This is a genomic window from Streptomyces polyrhachis, from assembly GCF_042663125.1.
GTDB classification, from domain to species: domain Bacteria; phylum Actinomycetota; class Actinomycetes; order Streptomycetales; family Streptomycetaceae; genus Streptomyces; species Streptomyces polyrhachii.
The window spans coordinates 40823-58894 of the sequence record NZ_JBHSZO010000033.1; the positions used below are offsets into that span (position 1 = coordinate 40823).

Annotated in this window: 16 protein-coding genes; 14 read left to right on the forward strand and 2 right to left on the reverse strand. The window is 73.8% G+C overall.

Annotation, left to right across the window (positions count from 1 at the left end):
- Position 1 precedes the first annotated feature (1 nt).
- From ACFQLX_RS19810 to ACFQLX_RS19840, 7 genes are all read left to right on the forward strand, one after another.
- The gene (locus ACFQLX_RS19810) at positions 2-508 is read left to right on the forward strand and encodes a MaoC family dehydratase (protein WP_386417033.1); all 507 of its coding nucleotides are present in this window, start codon (positions 2-4) and stop codon (positions 506-508) included.
- On the forward strand, positions 508-1713 hold the full coding sequence (locus ACFQLX_RS19815; RefSeq protein WP_386417035.1) for an acyl-CoA dehydrogenase family protein: 1206 nt from the start codon (positions 508-510) through the stop codon (positions 1711-1713). The genes ACFQLX_RS19810 and ACFQLX_RS19815 overlap by 1 nt, the downstream gene beginning before the upstream one ends.
- A gap of 165 nt (positions 1714-1878) precedes the next feature.
- Positions 1879-2526, forward strand: a complete 648-nt coding sequence (locus tag ACFQLX_RS19820; RefSeq protein ID WP_386417037.1) for a phosphatidylserine decarboxylase — start codon at positions 1879-1881, stop codon at positions 2524-2526.
- Entirely contained in the window at positions 2513-3379 is an 867-nt protein-coding gene (gene pssA, locus ACFQLX_RS19825) for a CDP-diacylglycerol--serine O-phosphatidyltransferase (protein WP_386417039.1), read from the forward strand. The genes ACFQLX_RS19820 and pssA overlap by 14 nt, the downstream gene beginning before the upstream one ends.
- A 186-nt stretch (positions 3380-3565) precedes the next feature.
- On the forward strand, positions 3566-5050 hold the full coding sequence (locus ACFQLX_RS19830) for a DNA-3-methyladenine glycosylase 2 family protein (protein ID WP_386417040.1): 1485 nt from the start codon (positions 3566-3568) through the stop codon (positions 5048-5050).
- Positions 5051-5055: 5 nt separating this feature from the next.
- Positions 5056-5559 carry a methylated-DNA--[protein]-cysteine S-methyltransferase gene (locus ACFQLX_RS19835; protein WP_386417042.1) on the forward strand — a complete coding sequence of 168 codons (504 nt, stop codon included), beginning with the start codon at positions 5056-5058 and terminating at the stop codon, positions 5557-5559.
- Between the two features lie 72 nt (positions 5560-5631).
- Complete coding sequence (locus ACFQLX_RS19840; protein ID WP_386417044.1) at positions 5632-6750, forward strand: glycerate kinase; 1119 nt, start codon at positions 5632-5634, stop codon at positions 6748-6750.
- Positions 6751-6954: 204 nt separating this feature from the next.
- Here the strand turns inward: ACFQLX_RS19840 and ACFQLX_RS19845 are convergent, their stop codons facing one another.
- The gene (locus ACFQLX_RS19845) at positions 6955-8148 is read right to left on the reverse strand and encodes a PucR family transcriptional regulator (RefSeq protein ID WP_386417045.1); all 1194 of its coding nucleotides are present in this window, start codon (positions 8146-8148) and stop codon (positions 6955-6957) included.
- A gap of 150 nt (positions 8149-8298) precedes the next feature.
- Here ACFQLX_RS19845 and ACFQLX_RS19850 point away from each other — a divergent pair, with 150 nt between their 5' ends.
- From ACFQLX_RS19850 to ACFQLX_RS19870, 5 genes are all read left to right on the forward strand, one after another.
- A complete protein-coding gene (locus tag ACFQLX_RS19850; RefSeq protein WP_386417047.1) occupies positions 8299-9123 on the forward strand; it encodes an ABC transporter ATP-binding protein in 825 nt (274 codons plus the stop codon).
- The gene (locus ACFQLX_RS19855) at positions 9120-10028 is read left to right on the forward strand and encodes an ABC transporter ATP-binding protein (RefSeq protein WP_386417048.1); all 909 of its coding nucleotides are present in this window, start codon (positions 9120-9122) and stop codon (positions 10026-10028) included. The genes ACFQLX_RS19850 and ACFQLX_RS19855 overlap by 4 nt, the downstream gene beginning before the upstream one ends.
- Positions 10025-10915 carry a branched-chain amino acid ABC transporter permease gene (locus ACFQLX_RS19860; RefSeq protein WP_386417050.1) on the forward strand — a complete coding sequence of 297 codons (891 nt, stop codon included), beginning with the start codon at positions 10025-10027 and terminating at the stop codon, positions 10913-10915. The genes ACFQLX_RS19855 and ACFQLX_RS19860 overlap by 4 nt, the downstream gene beginning before the upstream one ends.
- A gap of 58 nt (positions 10916-10973) precedes the next feature.
- Positions 10974-12008 carry a branched-chain amino acid ABC transporter permease gene (locus ACFQLX_RS19865; protein WP_386417071.1) on the forward strand — a complete coding sequence of 345 codons (1035 nt, stop codon included), beginning with the start codon at positions 10974-10976 and terminating at the stop codon, positions 12006-12008.
- Between the two features lie 74 nt (positions 12009-12082).
- Positions 12083-13369, forward strand: coding sequence for an ABC transporter substrate-binding protein (locus tag ACFQLX_RS19870; protein WP_386417052.1), 1287 nt, complete (start codon positions 12083-12085; stop codon positions 13367-13369).
- 81 nt (positions 13370-13450) lie between these two features.
- Here the strand turns inward: ACFQLX_RS19870 and ACFQLX_RS19875 are convergent, their stop codons facing one another.
- Positions 13451-14275, reverse strand: a complete 825-nt coding sequence (locus ACFQLX_RS19875) for an inositol monophosphatase family protein (protein WP_386417053.1) — start codon at positions 14273-14275, stop codon at positions 13451-13453.
- Between the two features lie 190 nt (positions 14276-14465).
- Here ACFQLX_RS19875 and ACFQLX_RS19880 point away from each other — a divergent pair, with 190 nt between their 5' ends.
- Both ACFQLX_RS19880 and ACFQLX_RS19885 read left to right on the forward strand, forming a co-directional pair.
- The gene (locus ACFQLX_RS19880) at positions 14466-17525 is read left to right on the forward strand and encodes a tetratricopeptide repeat protein (protein ID WP_386417055.1); all 3060 of its coding nucleotides are present in this window, start codon (positions 14466-14468) and stop codon (positions 17523-17525) included.
- 31 nt (positions 17526-17556) lie between these two features.
- Entirely contained in the window at positions 17557-18021 is a 465-nt protein-coding gene (locus tag ACFQLX_RS19885; RefSeq protein ID WP_386417056.1) for a hypothetical protein, read from the forward strand.
- Positions 18022-18072 lie beyond the last annotated feature (51 nt).

Genomic DNA, 18072 nt, shown 5'->3' on the forward strand with positions numbered 1-18072 from the left:
GATGCAGTTCGGACGCACCTTTGAGGAGTTCGAGGTCGGCGCGGTCTACAAGCACTGGCCCGGAAAGACGGTCACCGAGTACGACGACCACCTCTTCTGCCTGCTGACCATGAACCACCACCCGCTCCACCTGGACGCCAACTACGCGGAGCAGACGACCGACTTCAAGCGCAACGTCGTCGTCGGCAACTACGTCTACTCGCTGCTGCTGGGCATGTCCGTGCCGGACGTCTCCGGCAAGGCGATCGCCAACCTGGAGATCGAGTCGCTCAAGCACGTGGCGCCGACCTTCCACGGCGACACGATCTACGGCGAGACGACCGTGCTGGACAAGTGGCCGTCCAAGTCCAAGGACGACCGGGGCATCGTCTACGTCGAGACCAAGGGCTACAAGCAGGACGGCACCCTGGTGTGCGTCTTCAAGCGCAAGGTCATGGTCCCGACGGCCACGTACATCGAAGCGCGCGGCGGCGAGCAGGCCGGCCGCCCCGAACTCCAGGAGCGGTGATGGGACGGCTGGCGCAGACCGAGGGCCTGACCGAGATCCAGCAGGAGATCGTCTCCACGGTCCGCAGTTTCGTGGACAAGGAGATCCTGCCGGTCGCCACGGAGCTGGAGCACCGCGACGAGTACCCGTACGAGATCGTCGAGGGCCTCAAGGAGCTGGGCGTCTTCGGGCTGATGATCCCGGAGGAGTACGGCGGCCTGGGTGAGTCCCTTCTCACCTACGCGCTGTGCGTGGAGGAGATCGCCCGCGGCTGGATGAGCGTCTCGGGCATCATCAACACCCACTTCATCGTGGCGTACCTGCTCAAGCAGCACGGCACGCAGGAGCAGAAGGACCACTACCTGCCGCGGATGGCGGCCGGCGAGATCCGCGGCGCCTTCTCCATGTCGGAGCCGGCGCTGGGCTCGGACGTGTCGGCGATCACGTCCAAGGGCGTGCGCGACGGCGAGGAGTTCGTCCTCACCGGCCAGAAGATGTGGCTGACCAACGGCGGTACGTCCTCCCTGGTCGCGGTGCTGTGCCGGACGGACGAGGGGCAGCCCGAGGGCTCCGCGCCGCACAAGTCGATGACGACCTTCCTGGTGGAGAAGGAGCCCGGCTTCGGCGAGGTCCGGCCCGGTCTGACCATCCCCGGGAAGATCGACAAGATGGGCTACAAGGGTGTCGACACCACCGAGATGATCATGGACGGCCTGCGCATTCCGGCCGATCGGGTCCTCGGCGGCACCACCGGCCGAGGTTTTTACCAAATGATGGACGGCGTCGAGGTCGGCCGGGTCAATGTCGCCGCGCGTGGCTGCGGCGTCGCGCAGCGTGCCTTCGAGCTGGGTGTCGACTATGCCCAGCAGCGCCATACTTTCGGCAAGCCGATCGCCCAGCACCAGGCGATTCAGTTCAAGCTCGCCGAGATGGCTACCAAAGTCGAGGCCGCTCATGCGATGATGGTTCGAGCAGCACGCAAAAAGGACACTGGGGAACGTAACGACCTTGAAGCGGGGATGGCGAAGTATCTCGCCTCCGAATACTGCAAGGAGGTCGTTGAAGACGCGTTCCGCATCCATGGCGGATACGGCTTCTCCAAGGAGTACGAGATCGAGCGCCTCTACCGCGAGGCCCCGATGCTCCTGATCGGAGAGGGCACGGCCGAGATCCAGAAAATGATCATCGGTCGCCGTCTCCTGGAGGAGTACCGAAGCCAGGGGTGAGTGTCTTTTTTGTGGGGACAAGCCGGGAACACAACGGCGGTGCTTAGTCGTTGTGATGCCAGGCTGTCCCCACAAGCTTGCCCAGGTGCCGGTCACAACCGGTAACATCCCGGGAAGCCGCCGTCCCCCTTGTCTACGCGGCACCCTCCGCTACGAAGGTCATTCATGCCCCACAGCAACTCCGAAGAACCGCGTCGCAAGGTCCGCCTGGCCCGCGGTGCGTCGCCGTGGCTCCTGCCGACCTTGGCAACCGCAGCCCTCAGCCTCGCCCGCTCCCGCCGCTCCGGCAAGTGGGCGGCCGTGGCCGTGCCCTCCACCGCACTCGCGGCGGGCATGCTGTGGTTCTTCCGCGACCCCGAGCGCGAGATCACCCAGGGCCGGGTCATCTCCCCCGCCGACGGCGTGGTGCAGAGCATCATGCCGTGGAAGGACGGGCGCACCCGGGTCGCGATCTTCATGAGCCCGCTCAACGTCCACGTCAACCGCGCGCCCCTGGCCGGCACGGTGACCTCGGTGGAGCACATCCCCGGCGGTTTCGTCCCGGCGTTCAACAAGGAGAGCGAGAACAACGAGCGGGTCGTGTGGCACTTCGACACGGAGATCGGCGATGTGGAGATGATCCAGATCGCCGGCGCCGTGGCGCGCCGCATCGTCCCGTACCTGCCGGCCGGCACCAAGGTCGAGCAGGGTGAGCGCATCGGCCTGATCCGCTTCGGCTCGCGCGTCGACGTCTACCTCCCGGCGGGCGTCGAGGCCGACGTCGAGGTGGGCCAGGTCACCGTGGCGGGGGTGACTCGCCTTGACCGTGATTGATCCCGACAGCAAGACCGTCCCCAAGGGCAACTGGGTCGACGAGGCCGTCGAGGAGGCGGTGGAGGACATGCCGCTCTCCACGCGGCTCTCCATCGCCGACGGCCTGACACTGGCGAACGCCACCTGCGGCTTCCTCGCGGTGTACTTCACCACCACCGGTGTGCTGATGCCGCACCTGATGGGCACGGACGGTGACGGCGGCATCGCACGGCACTCGGCCGCCACGGCCGTGATGCTGATGCTGCTGGCCTCGGTCTTCGACCTCTTCGACGGGCTGGTGGCGCGCAAGCTGCGCTCCTCGGCGATGGGCGCGGAGCTGGACAACCTCTCCGACCTGATCAGCTTCGGGCTGGCGCCGGCGTACTTCGTGCTGGTCTACGGCATCGTCGCGGTCGACGCCCACGAGCGCTTCTCCACGGTGGCGGCGGTCGTCGTCCTCCTGGCGGTGGTGCTGCGGCTTGCGCGCTTCTCCTGCGTGACCGTGCGCGACGGCGTCTTCCAGGGGATGCCCTCGCCCTTCGGGGCGCTGACGGTCGTCTCGATCGTGCTGCTGGAGCTGCCCTTCGTCCCGACGCTGACGGCGATCGTGGGTGTGGCGTGGCTGATGGTGAGCCGGGTCGAGTACCCCAAGCCGCGCGGCCGGCTGGCCGTGGCCACCCTGGTGTGGATCTTCGTCAGCATGGGCTGCCTGACCGCGTGGGCCTTCGACGCACCGGGCGCGGACGCGCTGCTGCAGACGGGCTGCGCGCTGCAGGTCGTCACGGCGGCGACGATCCCGCTCTTCGCCACGGCGCGCCGGGTGAACACCATCCGCGACAACCGCCGCGAGGCGCGGGCCGCGGCGCAGGGCTGAGACGCGGGGCTGAGGCGGGGGGCTGCTGCACCGGCTGGGACGCAGAACGAACGTGAGAGGGGCCCGGGGACATCCCCGGGCCCCTCTCACGTACCTGGTGAGCCGCGTCCGGGCGTCTCCCGTGAGCCTCATCTAGGTGTCGGATTCTCGCTAGCTTCGGGTCTCGCGGTCGGGGAGGCTGGGGGTGTGTACAGGGACAGGGAACGATGTGTCAGGGCCGTTCAGGCCAGGGACGCGCGCTTCGACGGGTGGTTCTTCATCGCGGTGCGGACCACCGGGATCTACTGCCGGCCGAGCTGCCCGGCCGTGGCGCCCAAGCCGGAGAACATGACCTTCCACCCGAGCGCCGCCTCCGCGCAGGGCGCCGGGTTCCGGGCCTGCAAGCGGTGCCGGCCCGACGCCAGCCCCGGCTCGCCCGAGTGGAACGTGCGCGCCGACGCCGTGGCGCGGGCGATGCGCCTCATCGGCGAGGGCGTGGTGGACCGCGAGGGCGTCGGCGGGCTGGCGCGGCGGCTGGGCTACAGCGCCCGGCAGGTGGAGCGCCAGCTCAAGGCGGAGCTGGGCGCCGGCCCGCTCGCCCTGGCCCGCGCCCAGCGGGCGCAGACCGCGCGGCTCCTCATCGAGACCTCCGCGCTGCCGATGGGCGACATCGCCTACGGCGCGGGCTTCGCCTCCATCCGGACCTTCAACGACACCGTCCAGGAGGTCTTCGCCCTCTCCCCCACCGAGCTGCGCGAGCGCGCCGCACGGGGCCGGTCCGGGCGCCCGGCGGCCGTCCCCGGCGTGATCGGCCTGCGGCTGCCCTTCCGGCGCCCGCTCACCCCCGACAACCTCTTCGGGCATCTGGCGGCCACCGCCGTCCCCGGCGTGGAGGAGTGGCGTGCGGGCTCCTACCGGCGCACGCTGCGGCTGCCGTACGGGCACGGGGCCGTCTCGCTGGCGCCCGCGCCCACGCACATCGACTGCCGGCTCGCGCTGACCGACCAGCGCGACCTGACCGTCGCCATCGCCCGCTGCCGGCGGCTGCTCGACCTCGACGCGGACCCGGTGGCCGTCGACGAGCAGCTCAGCCGCGATCCGCAGCTGGCGGAGCTGGTCGCGAAGGCGCCGGGGCGGCGGGTGCCGCGGACGGTGGACGCGGCGGAGTTCGCGGTGCGGGCGGTGCTCGGGCAGCAGGTCTCCACGGCCGCCGCGCGCACCCATGCGGCGCGGCTGGTACGGGCGTACGGGACGGAGGTCGAGGACCCCTTCGGCGGGGGGCTCACCCACCTCTTCCCCGACATGCAGACGCTGGCCGGGCTGGATCCGGAGGCGCTCGCCATGCCGCGTTCGCGCCGCGGCACCCTGACCACGCTCATCGCCGCCCTGGCCGCCGGCGAGGTGGATCTCGGGGGCGGCAGCGACTGGGCGCGCGCCCGGCGGACGCTGGGGGCGCTGCCGGGGATCGGGCCGTGGACGGTGGAGGTGGTGGCGATGCGCGCGCTGGGCGATCCGGACGCCTTCCTCGCCTCCGACCTGGGCGTACGCAAGGCCGCCGCCGCGCTCGGGCTGCCCGTCTCCCCCGGCGCGCTCACCCGCCGCGCGGCGCTCTGGCAGCCGTGGCGGGCCTACGCGGTCCAGTACCTCTGGGCCACCGACGACCACCCCATCAACCTCATGCCCCAGGAGTGAACGACATGCGCACCCACACCGTCATCGACAGCCCCGTCGGCCCGCTGACCCTGGTCGCGGACGGCGGCCACCTCACCGGCCTGTACATGGTCGGGCAGCGCCACCGTCCCGGCGAGGAGACCTTCGGCGGGCCGGGTGATCCGGGCGAGGAGCCCTTCGCCTCGGCGGCCGGGCAGCTGCGGGCGTACTTCGCCGGGGAGCGGACCGGCTTCGACCTGCCGCTGCGGCTGGAGGGCACGGACTTCCAGCGCCGCGTCTGGGCCGGGCTGCTGGAGATCCCGTACGGCGAGACGGTCTCGTACGGGGAGCTGGCCGAGCGGATCGGCAGCCCGGCGGCCTCGCGGGCGGTGGGGCTGGCCAACGGGAAGAACCCGGTGGGGATCATCGTCCCGTGCCACCGGGTGGTCGGCGCCGACGGGAGCATGACCGGGTACGGGGGCGGGATCGGGCGCAAGCGCTATCTGCTGGGCTTCGAGGCGGGGGCGGAGGTGGAGGCGGCTCTCTTCTGAGCGGCGTACGCTGCTGGTCCTCTACGGGATCGGGGGCTCATCGTGGCTGGTACGGCGGGTGGCGGAGCGCGTGTGCTCATCGCCGCGGACAAGTTCAAGGGGTCGCTCACCGCTGTGGAGGTCGCCGGGCGGGTGGCGGCGGGGCTGCGGCGGGCGCGGCCCCGCACCGCCGTCGAGGCGCTGCCCGTCGCGGACGGCGGGGAGGGGACGGTGGACGCCGCGGTGGCCGCCGGGTTCGAGCGGCGGGAGGTGGTCGTCGGCGGGCCGCTGGGGCGGCCGGTCCGCGCCGCCTTCGCGGTGCGCGGGGGGACGGCCGTGGTGGAGATGGCGCAGGCGTCCGGGCTGGGACTGCTGCCGGCCGGGCGGTTCGCGCCGCTGGCCGCGAGCACGTACGGCAGCGGGGAGCTGCTGCGGGCGGCGCTGGACGCGGGGGCACACACGGTGGTCCTCGGCGTCGGCGGCTCGGCCGGCACCGACGGCGGGGCGGGGATGCTCACCGCGCTCGGGGCGCGGCTGCTCGACGGCGCGGGGGCGGCGGTCGGGCCGGGGGGCGGCGGGCTGGCCTCGCTGGCGTCCGCCGACCTGTCCGGGCTGGATCCGCGCCTGGGCGGGGTCGAGGTGGTGCTGGCCGGCGACGTGGACAATCCGCTGACCGGGCCGGCGGGGGCGGCGGCGGTGTACGGGCCGCAGAAGGGGGCGGGGTCGGCGCAGGTGGCGCTGCTGGACACGGCGCTGGAGCGGTTCGCCTCGGTGCTGGCGGAGTCGGTGGGGCCGCGCGCGCTGGAGCTGGCCGGGCGGCCGGGCGCGGGGGCGGCCGGCGGACTCGGGTACGGGGCGCTGGTGGGGCTGGGGGCGCGGTTCCGGCCGGGGATCGAGGTGCTGCTTGAGGTGCTGGGCTTCGAGGCTGCGCTGGAGCGCGCCTCGCTGGTCGTCACCGGGGAGGGCTCGCTCGACGCGCAGACCCTGCGCGGGAAGGCACCGGCGGGCGTCGCGGCGGCAGCCCGGGCGGCGGGGCGCCCGGTGGTCGCGGTCTGCGGCCGACTGGCGCTGGACGAGGATCAGTTGCGGTCGGCGGGAATCCAACAGGCTTACCCACTGGCCACGTTGGAGCCAGACCCGGCCAAGTCGATGTCACACGCGGGTGAGCTGCTGGAACGGGTGTCAGAGCAGCTGGGACAAGACTGGCTCTAATCGCGGTTGTGCCGGCGCCCAAGACTCCACCGCGGCGTCCGGTGCCTCCCCAAGCTCTTCGAGCAGGGGATACCCCAGCTCTCGGCGTGCGGTGGCCTTGGTCATGAATGGGGTATCCCCTGCTCGAACAAAGTTGAGAGCTTGGGGAAGGAGCCACCTGTCCTTGACCCCCGCACGCCGAGAGTGCGTGCCGGGCGTCGCGGGTCAGGGTTTGCCTTGTGGGGGTCTGCCCGCGTCCAGGGCCAGGGTCATCTCCACCAGGTCGCGGGGGCGTGACAGGGAGCGCTCGGTGAGCTGCTCCAGGCGGCGCAGGCGGTTGAAGACCGTGTTGCGGTGGCAGTACAGGCGCGTCGCCGCGCGGGCCGCCGAGCCGCCGCACTCCAGCCAGGTCTCCAGCGTCTCCAGCAGCACCGACCGGTCCGCGGCCTCCAGCGCGTCCAGGCCGCCGAAGACGTCCTCGACCAGCAGGCCGGCCAGCTCCGGCTGGGCGGTGACCAGGGCGGCGGGCAGGCACCGGTCGAGTCGTACCAGACCCGCGGCGCCGGCCGGCAGCGTCCCCAGCGCCAGTTCCGCCTGGCGCCGGGCGCGGCCCAGCTCCGCCAGGCCGCCGACCACCGTGGAGATCCCGCCGGGGCCGCCGCGGCGGGCCGCCACGCAGCCCACCAGGTCCGCCAGCCCCGCCGACTCGCCGAGCGCGACCACGCCGACCTCGCCGTCGGTGCGCATCCGCCACAGGAAGCGCAGCCCGTCGCCGTCGGCGACCCGCGCCGGTGCGCGGTCCTCGGCGCGCAGCACGAGCACCGCGTAGCGGCCCTGCTCGGGCAGGTCGAGGGCGGCGGAGGCGCGGCGCACGAGCGCGGCGTCGCGCTGGCCCGCCAGCAGCGCGTCGAGCAGCGCCTGCACCCGCTCGTCGGTGCGCCGCAGCAGTTCCCGCTCGGTGGCGCGGTACGCATCCGCGGCCTTCGTCGCCTGGTCGTCCACGCCGGCCCAGACCGTGACCGCGGTGCGGCCCAGCAGGGAGAGCGCGGCCGGGTCGCGGGCGGAGACGGTGTCGGTCAGCTCGTTCCACAGCAGGTAGCCGGCGCGGCGGAAGGCGTAGAGCAGCAGGTCCAGGGAGATGCCCTGCTCGGCTCGGCGGCGGCCCAGTTCGGCGACGTAGGCGAGGTCGGGGCGGGGGGCGCTGCGCGAGGCGGTGAGGGCGTCGATGCCGTGGCGCAGCGCCTCGCAGATCTCGCGCCAGTGCTCGTCGCGGGGTACGGCGACCGCGTAGGCCGGGGAGTGCGCGTCCAGCTCGGCCAGCAGCAGGTCCGCCAGCTCCGGAACCCGCGTGGTCAGCTCGCGGGAGGCGCTGGCCAGGACCGCCCACTCCTGCTCGCTGCGACTTCTTCTGGTGCTCACGGGCCCAAAGATGACATCCGTTGTGCGCCGGCACAACGGTTCGGGCACGCCGATGGTCATCCGCAGCGATTCCGGTCATGACCGTGGACGTCGGCCCCGCGCGATGGTGTGCTGTGCGCCAACCAGGAGCCGACCGGAAAGAGAGTGCCGATGACTGCTGCCTCGCTCTCGGTGAGTGGGCTCACCGTCGGGTACGGGCCCGTCCAGGCGTTGGACGGGGTCTCGATCGAGGTGCCCGAGGGCGCCGTGGTCACGGTACTCGGCGGGAACGGGGCCGGGAAGTCGACCCTGATGCGCGCGATCTCGCACACGCTCGGGTTCTCCGGCGGCGCGATCCGCGGCGGGACCGTGAGTTTCGGCGGCCAGCGGCTCGACCGGCTGGCGCCGGACCGGGTCGTGGCCACCGGTGTCGTACAAGTGCCGGAGGGGCGGCGGGTGTTCGCGCGGATGAGCGTGGCGGACAACCTGCGTGCCGGAACGCTGGGCGCCTCGGGCGGGCGGCGGGCCGCGGCCCGCGCGCTGGACCGGGTGCACGAGCTGTTCCCCGTGCTGAAGGACCGGGCCGGACAGGTCGCGGGGCTGCTCTCCGGCGGGGAGCAGCAGATGCTGGCGCTGGGGCGGGCCCTGATGGCCGGCCCGAGGCTGCTGCTGCTCGACGAGCCCTCGCTGGGGCTCGCGCCGCTGATGGCCAAGCGGATCGCCGAGGCCGTGCGGGAGATCAACGCGCAGGGGACCTCGGTGCTGCTGGTCGAGCAGAACGCCGCGCTGGCGCTGGGGGTGGCCCGGTACGCCTATGTGCTGGAGGTCGGGAAGGTCACGCTCGCCGGCACCGCCGCCGAGCTGAGCGGTTCCGACGAGGTACGGCACCGCTATCTCGGTGTCGTCGACGAGACGGTGGCGGCCGAGACGGAGCAGGAGGTGGCGGCGCTCACCGCCGCCACCTCGGCGCCGGCGCTGCGGAGGTGGGTGTCGTGAGTACGCAGACGGAGAGCGCCGCCGGCCCCCCGGCCGGGGCGCCCGCCCCGCCGGCGCTGGCGGTGCGCGAGCTGACGGTGCGCTTCGCCGGGCTGCTGGCCCTGGACTCGGTGTCGTTCACCGTCGAGCCGGGCAGCCTGCACGCGCTGATCGGGCCCAACGGCGCCGGTAAGTCCACCACGTTGAACGTCCTCTCGGGCGTCTACCGGGCGACCTCCGGCAGCGTGCGCCTCGGTGGGGAGGAGCTGACCGGGCGCTCGCCGCACGAGATCGCGCGGCTGGGCGTGGCCCGTACCTTCCAGAACCTGGCCGTCTCGCCGTACGCGACGGTGGCCGACACCCTGCTGCTGGGCCGCCACCGGCTGACCCGCACCGGCTTCCTCGCCGCCGGGCTGCGGCTGCCGTCCGCCGCCCGCGAGGCGGCGCGCCACCGTGAACGGGTGGTGGAGATCGCGGAGTTCACCGGTCTCGCGCCCTATCTCGACCGGCCGGCGGCGGCGCTGCCGTACGGGCTGCGCAAGCTCGTGGAGCTGGGCCGGGCGCTGTGCATGGAGCCGGAGGTGCTGCTGCTCGACGAGCCGGTGGCCGGGATGACCTCCGACGAGCGGCGCCGTACGGCCTCGGTGATCGCGCGGGTGCGCGAGAGCCTCGGTATCTCGATCGTGCTCGTGGAGCACGACATGGGGATGGTCATGCGGCTCGCGGACGCCGTGACGGTGCTCGACTTCGGGCGGTGCATCGCCGACGGGCCGCCCGCGGTGGTGCAGAGCGACCCGGACGTCATCCGGGCCTATCTCGGGGCCGAGGCGGCCGAGGATTCCGAGAACCCTGAGGGCGCCGGGTCGGAAGAGGTCCCGCAGCCGCGGGACGGTGCCGAGGAGACCACGAAGGAGGTGCGCTCGTGACGACGTTTCTCGAACTGCTCATCAACGGTGTCTCGCTGGGCGCCGTGTACTCCCTGATCGCGCTCGGTTTCGTGATCATCTTCAAGGCCACCGAGGTGGTCAACTTCGCCCACGCCTCGCTGCTGCTGGCGGGCGGCTTCATCGCCGCCAAGCTCAGCGGCGAGATCGGCTTCTGGCCGGCGCTCGGGGCCGGGATCGCGGGGGCCGCGGTGCTCGGCGCGCTGGTCGAGTTCCTCGTCATCCGCCGCTACCGGGGCAGCGACCACAGCGTGCTGGCGATCGTGACGATCGGCGTGGACATCCTGCTCTTGACCGAACTCACCCGCCGCATCGGCCCCGACGTGCTGCCGCTGGGCGACCCGTGGGGCGACCGGCTGCTCACCCTGGGCTCCGTGTCCGTCCCGCAGACCCGCGTCGCGGCGCTGGTCGTCGCCGCGCTGGTCATCACCGTCTTCCTGCTGGCGTTCACCTACACCTCCTGGGGTGTGGCGATGCGGGCGGCGGCGGAGGACCGGGAGACGGCCGCGCTGATGGGCGTACGGCTGGGGCGGGTGTCGATCGCGGCGTGGGCGGTGGCCGGTTCGCTGGCCGCGGTCGCGGCGCTCTTCCTCACCGTGTTCCCCACCCCGGGGCTGGCCGCGGCGACGTCCTTCGCCGCCTTCAAGGCCTTCCCCGCGGCGATCATCGGCGGCCTGGACTCCACCACCGGCGCCCTCGCGGGCGGCCTGATCGTGGGCGTGACCCAGGCGCTGGCCACCGGCTACCAGGACGAACTGTCGTTCCTGGGACGGGGGATCGGCGAGGTGGCACCGTACCTGGTGATGCTGCTGGTGCTGCTCGCGCGGCCGGCCGGGCTGTTCGGAACGAGGGAGCTGACCCGTGTCTGACGTGAAAGAGGCCCCGGCCGCGGCGGTCAAGGCCGCCGAGACGGGCGGGCGTTCGCGCATACCCCTGGGGCCGCAGGTGTGGCTGGGCGCGGCGGGCACGGTGCTGCTGCTCGTCCTGCCCTTCTACGCCGACCGGTTCTGGCTGCAGAGCGGGCTGTTCGCCATGGGCGCCGCCATCGGCGCCATCGGGCTCAACCTGCTCGCCGGCGCCACCGGCCAACTCTCCCTCGGGCACGCCTTCTTCGTCGCCGTGGGCGCGTACAGCTACTGCGCGCTGGCCGGCGACGGCAAGGACGGACTGACCGGCCTGGGCGTGCCCACGCTGCTCGCGATGGCCGGCGCGGTGCTGATCGCCGGGCTCGCGGGCGGGCTGCTGAGTCCGATCGCCGGGCGGCTGCGTGGCTCGTACCTGGGCATCGCCACCCTGGCGCTGATCTTCATCGGCCAGCACGTGCTCTTCAACGCCAGTGATCTGACCGGTGGTTACAACGGGCGCGACGTGCCGCCGCTGAACGTGCTGGGGCTGCGGCTGGACGACTCGGAGCAGGTCCTCATGGGCGTGCCCTTCCAGTCGATGGAGAAGCTCTGGTACCTGGGCCTGGTGCTGCTCGCCGTCAGCGCCTTCTTCGCCCGGGGCGTGCTGCACGACCGGCCCGGCCGGGCGATGAACGCCATCCGCGACCACCAGATCGCCGCCGGTGTGATGGGCGTGCCGGTGGCGCGGGTGCGCGGCCAGGTGTTCGTGCTGTCCTCGATGTACGCCGGGCTGGCGGGCGTACTGCTCGCGCTGGTCTTCCAGCGCACGGTGCCGGAGTACTTCGGCCTCGTGCTCTCGCTGGAGTTCCTCGCCATGATCGTGATCGGCGGTCTCGGCTCGGTCTCGGGCGCGGTGCTGGGCGCCGCCTTCGTCTCCCTGCTGCCGCAGCTCATCGACCACTACAGCGACTCGCTGCCCCTGGTCTCCGCCCCCGGAACGGGCGGCATCGCACCCGGGGAGGCGTCCCGGTACCTGTACGGGGCCGCCGTGGTCGTGGTGGTGCTCTTCCTACCGGGAGGGCTTGCCCGACTGCGGCTGCGGGGCCGGTCCTCATAGGGGCCCGGACCCGCGCGCACTGCCCGACTGCTCCACCCCCATCCACCGAACCCGTCACCCTCAGGGAGCACTTCATGCAGACTCCGTTCTCCAAGGCCGCCTCGCGGCAGGCCGCCGTCGCACTGGCCGCGGTCCTCGCGCTCGCCGGGGCCGGGTGCAGCAGCAAGGCGAAGGACGACGGCAAGGACGACGGTGGCAAGGGCGGCGCCTCCTCGGTCAAGACCGACAAGGGCGTCAGCGCGGACACCATCACCCTGGGCGCCCTCACCGACATGACCGGTGTCTACGCCACGCTGGGCAAGAGCATCACCCAGGCCCAGCAGCTGTACGTCAAGGAGGCCAACGCGGCGGGCGGGGTGTGCGGCCGGCAGCTGAAGCTGGAGATCCGCGACCACGGCTACAACCCGCAGAAGGCCGTCTCCGCGTACACCGAGCTGGCGCCCGAGGTGCTGGGCTTCCCGCAGTTCATCGGCTCGCCGTTCGTGGCGGCCGTGAAGCAGAAGATCGACACGCAGGACAAGGCGCTCGTCATCCCGCAGGCCTGGTCCGCCGCGCTGCTGGGCAGCGAGTCGATCCGCGAGATCGGCGCCACATACGACGTGGAGATGATCAACGCCGTCGACTACCTGGTCAGCGACAAGGGCATCAAGAGCGGCGACAAGGTCGGCCACGTCTACTTCGAGGGCGACTTCGGCGAGAACGCGCTCGCCGGCTCGAAGTTCGCCGCCGAGAAGGCCGGGCTCACCATCGTCGAGCAGCGCATCAAGCCCACCGACCAGGACATGACCGCGCAGGTCACCGCGCTGAAGAAGGCCGGTGTCAAGGCCGTCCTGATCAGCGCCGGCCCCGCGCAGACCGCCTCGCTCGTCGGGGTCGCCGCCGCCGCGAAGCTGGCCGCGCCCGTCGTGGGCTCCAACCCGACCTACGCCCCGCAGCTGCTGAAGACGCAGGCCGCCCCCGCGCTGCTCGCGAACTTCACCTACGCGGTGTCGGCGCTGCCCATCGGCTCCACCGAGCCGGGCCCGTCGAAGCTGGTGGCCTCGTACGAGAAGGAGTACCCCGGTCAGCTGGTCGACAGCGGTGTGATCGCCGGCTACTCGGCCGTGACCGCCTTCGGCGACGCGCTGAAGGCCGCGTGCGAGGCCAAGGACCTGACGCGGGCCGGCGTGACGAAGGCGATGCTCTCCCTCACGGACGCGGACCTGGGCTTCGGCATCAAGCACGACTTCTCCAAGCCCGACCAGCCCTCCACCCGCGAGAGCTTCATCCTGCGCCCCGACGACAAGGCCAAGGGCGGCGCGTCGGTGGTGAAGGAGGCGTTCACCGCGGAGGCGGCGGCGTCCTTCACGCCGGGCGGCTGACGCACGGCGCACGCCGCTGAGGCGATGACACCACCCGGGCTTCCGTGGGTACGTATCCACGGAAGCCCGGGTGGTGTGCTGTCAGTCCCGCAGCAGGCCGAGCAGCCGGCGGGCCGTCGACTCGTCGCGCGCGGTGACGAACGGCAGGGCGTTGCCCCCGGCGACACGGAACGGCTCGTCCGCCACGGTCGCGTTCACCCCGCCCGCCTCGGCGACCAGCAGCAGCCCCGCGGCATGGTCCCAGGGGCTCTCCCACGTATAGGCAGTCGAATCCAACTCCCCCTTGGCGATGCGCAGATACTCAAGCCCCGCCGAGCCCGTGTCGCGGCGGGCCACGCCCTCGGTCTCCAGGCGCAGCAGCCGGCGGTGCTCCTCGTCGGAGATGTACTGCGGGCTGGAGGTGGCGACCGTGAGGTCGGCGCCCGGCGCGGGCGAGCCGGCCGTCAGCCGCTCGCCGTCCGCCCAGGCGCCGGCGCCGCGGATGGCGACGGCCATCTCGTCGTACGCCGGGGCGTACGTCCACGAGGCGAGCACCTCCCCGTGGTGCGCGAGGGCGACCAGCATGGCGAAGCCGGGCTCGCCGTGCGCGAAGAACCAGGTGCCGTCGACCGGGTCGACGATCCACACCGGCGCCTCGCCGCCGACCGCCTCCAGCAGCGCGGGGTCCTCGGAGACGCCCTCCTCCCCGACGAGCACCGAACCGGGCAGCAACGCCGTGAGCGAGCGCCCGAGATGGCGCTCGGCGCCCTGGTCTGCCACCGTCACCAGGTCGTACGGACCGCGCTTCTCGGCGATCTCGTGCGCCTCCAACTGCCGGAACCTCGGCATCACCTCGTCCGCGGCGGCCTGCCGCATCGCCTGCTCCACCTTGGCCGGGCCATAGCCGGCGAGAAACTCCTCGATCATGTGCCCATCGAACCACGGGGGGCTGACAGGGGGTGGCTGCGCGGTGTTCCGCCGGCGAAGTCCCCGCGGCAAGGTGGAGGCGGACATGATCCATGCCACAGGGGGCGCTTTTCCCGCCGTGTGAACCACGGGGGCGCGGTGGGCGTGCTACTTATCGATGCAGGGGGACGGACCGGGAGGGGGCCGCAGGGTGACCGTGGGGGATCGGGCGCCGCAGGGGACGGCGGGCGCCGAGGCGCGCCGGCTGGTCGCGGAGGGGCGCGCGCTGCTCGGGCAGGGGCGCCACGCCGAGGCACTGGGGTCCTTCCAGGAGGTCTGCCGGCTGGACGGGGCGTGCTGGGAGGGCTGGTACTGGTCGGGGTGCGCCGCCGCCCACGCGGGCGAACACGCCGCCGCCGTCGCGCACTTCACCGCCGCCCTGGAGCGTGACGCGACGCTCGGCCGGGCGTACGTGCAGCGCGCCTACGCCCGGTTGCGGTGCGGTGAGACGGGCGCGGCCCGCGCCGACCTGCTCGCCGCCGCCCGCCATCGCGGTCTGGACGACGACGCCCGCTGGGTGTCGGCGCTGCTGCAGCTGAACGCCGGGGAGTGGGCGACGGCGGAGCTGTCGTTCACCCAGCTGCTCCCCCGCGCCGGGGCGCGCGCCGGCCTCGCGCGCACCCTGGTCGCGTACGCGCAGGAGCGGCGCGGGCTTCCGCAGGCCGCGCTCGCCTCGTACGAGCAGCTCGCCTCGGACGGGGCGGCCTCGGTCGACGACGCGGCGCTGCACCGACACGCCCTGCTGGCGCGGCGCCTGGAGCGGCACGGGGAGAGCGCCGCGCTCTGGCGGCAACTCGCCGCGCGGCGCCCGGACTTGCCGCAGGTAGGGGACCTCGCCGCCGGGGCCGCCCGGCTGGCGTCGCGCGAGGCGGCGCGGGACCGGGACTACGCGACGGCGCTGCGGCTGCTGGCGCCGGACGGCGAGCTGCCGGAGGGCGTCGGGGCGGGGGCTGCGGAGGGGGCGCCCGACGCGGACGACGGGGTGTACTGGCTGTCGGAGCCGGGCCCGGACGAGGCGCGCGGCGAGGACGGCACGGAGGTGTACTGGCTGTCGGACGAGGACGACGGGCCGGATGAGGACAGCACCTCGAACGGGGGCGGTATGTCGGCCGCACAGGAGCTGGCCGAGCTGCGGCTGCACGCCGCCTGGCAGGCGGTCGCCGGGGGCGGGGGCGGCGAGGAGGACCGGGCGCAGGCGCGGGAGCTGCTGCGCGAGGCGTGTCTTGACCAGCCGCTGGACCCGCGCCCGCTGTACTACCTGGCCCTGCTCGCGGCCCTGGACGGCGAGCGGGCGCAGGCGGCGCTGCTGTGGCGCCGGGTGCTGCGCCTGCGCCCCGAGGACCGCCGGGCGCGGCTGGCCCTGGCCCTGCTGGGCGCCGACGGCGGGGACGCGGCGGAGACGGCGCAGGCGGCGGCTGAGCTGACGGAGCTGGCCGCCGAGCGCGACCCGCGCCTGGGCGGGAGGGAGCGCGCCGCGCTCGCCCTGGCCGCCCTCCAGCTGCGCGCCGGGCGCTGGCAGGACGCCGGCCGGCTGCTGGCGCCGCTCCCGCCGGGCCCGTTGCGCGAGGCGCTGGCCGAGGAGGTCGCGCACCGCTCGGGCTCGCTGGACGCCGAGCCCGGTAGCACAGCAGACCCGCACCGGCGCGCGGTCGCGCTCTGCCGGGCCGGTCACCACCGCACCGCCGCGAAGGCGCTGCGCGGCGCCGGTCCCGCCCCGGACGTACGCACCGAACGGGAGCTGGCGCGGCTGCTGCGCACCGGCGCCCTGCACCACGCGGCCGAGGAGCGCTACGCCGAGGCGGCCCAACTCCTGGGCTCCTGGGGCCCGTCGACGGTCGGCGACCCCCTCGACGCGCTGCTGCTGCTCCTGGGCGGGCGCCGCGAGGCGGCCGTCGACCTGCTCGCCGACGCGGTCCGGCGCTCCCCCGGCGACCCCCGCCTCGCGCACACCCTCGCGGTGGCCTCGCTCAGCGTCCCGGCGCCCTCCCCCGCGCAGTGGCGGCGCTGCCTGGCCGCCTGGAGCGCCGTGCTCCACCGGGAGGACTTCCTCGCCCGCGTACGGCAGGAGGCCGAGGCCCGCTACGGGACGCCGGTGAGCGGGGCGGCGGTGGAGGCCGCGAGCGGGCGGCTGCGGGAGGCGCTGGAGGATCTGCTGCCGGCCGAGGGCGAGGCGCGGCTGCTGCTGCGGCGCGAGACGGACGGCGCGCAGGCCCTGCGCGACTGCGGCGGGCTGCCGCTGCCCGAGGGCGGCACGCTGGTGTGCGGGCCGCTGTGGATCGAGGAGTTGGGGCTCGGCGGCCGGCTCAGTGCCTACGTCGCCGCCCGCCCGCAGGACGAGGCCACCGAGCGGCTGCGGCTCGCCTTCTCCACCCTCGGCCTCCCGGGGGCCCGGCTGCGGGCCGGGCGGATGCGGGAGGCGCTGGACTCCCTCGCCGACGTGCGCTGCCCCCTGTGCCGTACGCGGCCCGCGCCGCCCTCCCTGCGCGGGCGCCCGGTGGAGTGCGCCGCCGGCTGTGCGGGCTTCGCCGCCGCCAATCCGGCGTACGCCGAACTTGCCGACGGCAGGCGGCTGTTCGGGCAGGACGCGGCGGCGCTGGCGATGGAGGCGGGGCTGGCGCTGGGCGCGAGCGCGCTGGCCGGCTCCGAGCCCGACGTCGCGGCGGCCACCACGCACTGGCGCGGCGCGGTGGACCGGGCGCAGGAGGTGGGCCGCGAGGCGCGGGCGCAGGGGCGCATCGCCGAGGCGGCGGCGGCCCGCGCGGAGGAGTTCGCCCGCGCGGAGGACTTCGACGCGGCCGTCATGCTGCTGGACTTCGCGCAGGTCTTCACCACCGGCGAGGAGCACGAGCGCGTCTGCGGCCGGCTGGCGGCGCAGCTGACCGCCCGCGCCGTCCACACCGTCAACGAGCGCCGCGGGAGCGCGGAGTCGGCGATCGCCGACCTGCGCCGGGCCGTCACCCTCAACCCGCATCTGCTGCGCGCCCAGGCCAGTCTGGCGATCGTGCGCTCGATGCAGGCCACGGTGCTGCTGAAGTCCGGGCAGACCGTGCAGGCGGTGCTCACCCTGCGCACGTCGGTGGCGGAGCTGGCGGAGGCGCTGGGGTATCTGCCGGAGAACCGCGAGCTGTCGGAGCTGCACGACAAGGCCTCGGAGCGGCTGGCGCAGCTGCTGCCGGGCCTCGTCCCCCCGCCCCCACCGCCGGCGCCGTGACCGCCGCGGACACCGCGTAAGGAGTCGAGAGTTGCTCAAGGACCCCGGGCTGCCCTGGCCCGCGCCCTTCCCGTACGACGTGCTCGCCCCGGCCGGGGTGGGCCCGCACACCACGCATGCGCAGATGCAGGAGGTCTCCTTCACGCTGATGGAGCGCGGGCTGATGGGGACCGCGACGCAGACGGCGTGGCACGAACTGCGGTCCGTGGAGGGGCGGTTGCTGGTGGACCTGCTGCTCTACGACGCCGACCCGGCCGCCGAGGTCCCCGCCCGACTCGCCGCGCTGGCCGCCGAGGAGGAGGCGGCCTCCGGCGCCGAGGAGCCGCCCGAGGTGGCCGCGTGCCTGTCCCTGCGGCGCGCCGACTTCGACGAACTGGCCGGGGAGCTGCGCCCGCTCCCGCCTCCGCCGCCCGCCCGCGAGGCGGTGTCCGTCCCCGAGCTGGAGCGGGTGGACGCCCTGGAACTGGTCGAGGACTTCCTGCGCTTCGACCGCTGACCCCGTCCCCGCCCGCCCCTCTTCCCCGTCGGATTCGACCCGTACCCCCGG

What these genes read in the sequence shown, in the direction of transcription:
- ACFQLX_RS19810 (WP_386417033.1), top strand. Translation starts at nt 2, where the DNA reads ATGCAGTTCGGACGCACCTTTGAGGAGTTCGAGGTCGGCGCGGTCTAC.
- ACFQLX_RS19815 (WP_386417035.1), top strand. Translation starts at nt 508, where the DNA reads ATGGGACGGCTGGCGCAGACCGAGGGCCTGACCGAGATCCAGCAGGAG.
- ACFQLX_RS19820 (WP_386417037.1), top strand. Translation starts at nt 1,879, where the DNA reads ATGCCCCACAGCAACTCCGAAGAACCGCGTCGCAAGGTCCGCCTGGCC.
- ACFQLX_RS19835 (WP_386417042.1), top strand. Translation starts at nt 5,056, where the DNA reads ATGCGCACCCACACCGTCATCGACAGCCCCGTCGGCCCGCTGACCCTG.
- ACFQLX_RS19850 (WP_386417047.1), top strand. Translation starts at nt 8,299, where the DNA reads ATGACTGCTGCCTCGCTCTCGGTGAGTGGGCTCACCGTCGGGTACGGG.
- ACFQLX_RS19870 (WP_386417052.1), top strand. Translation starts at nt 12,083, where the DNA reads ATGCAGACTCCGTTCTCCAAGGCCGCCTCGCGGCAGGCCGCCGTCGCA.
- ACFQLX_RS19875 (WP_386417053.1), bottom strand. Translation starts at nt 14,275, where the DNA reads ATGATCGAGGAGTTTCTCGCCGGCTATGGCCCGGCCAAGGTGGAGCAG.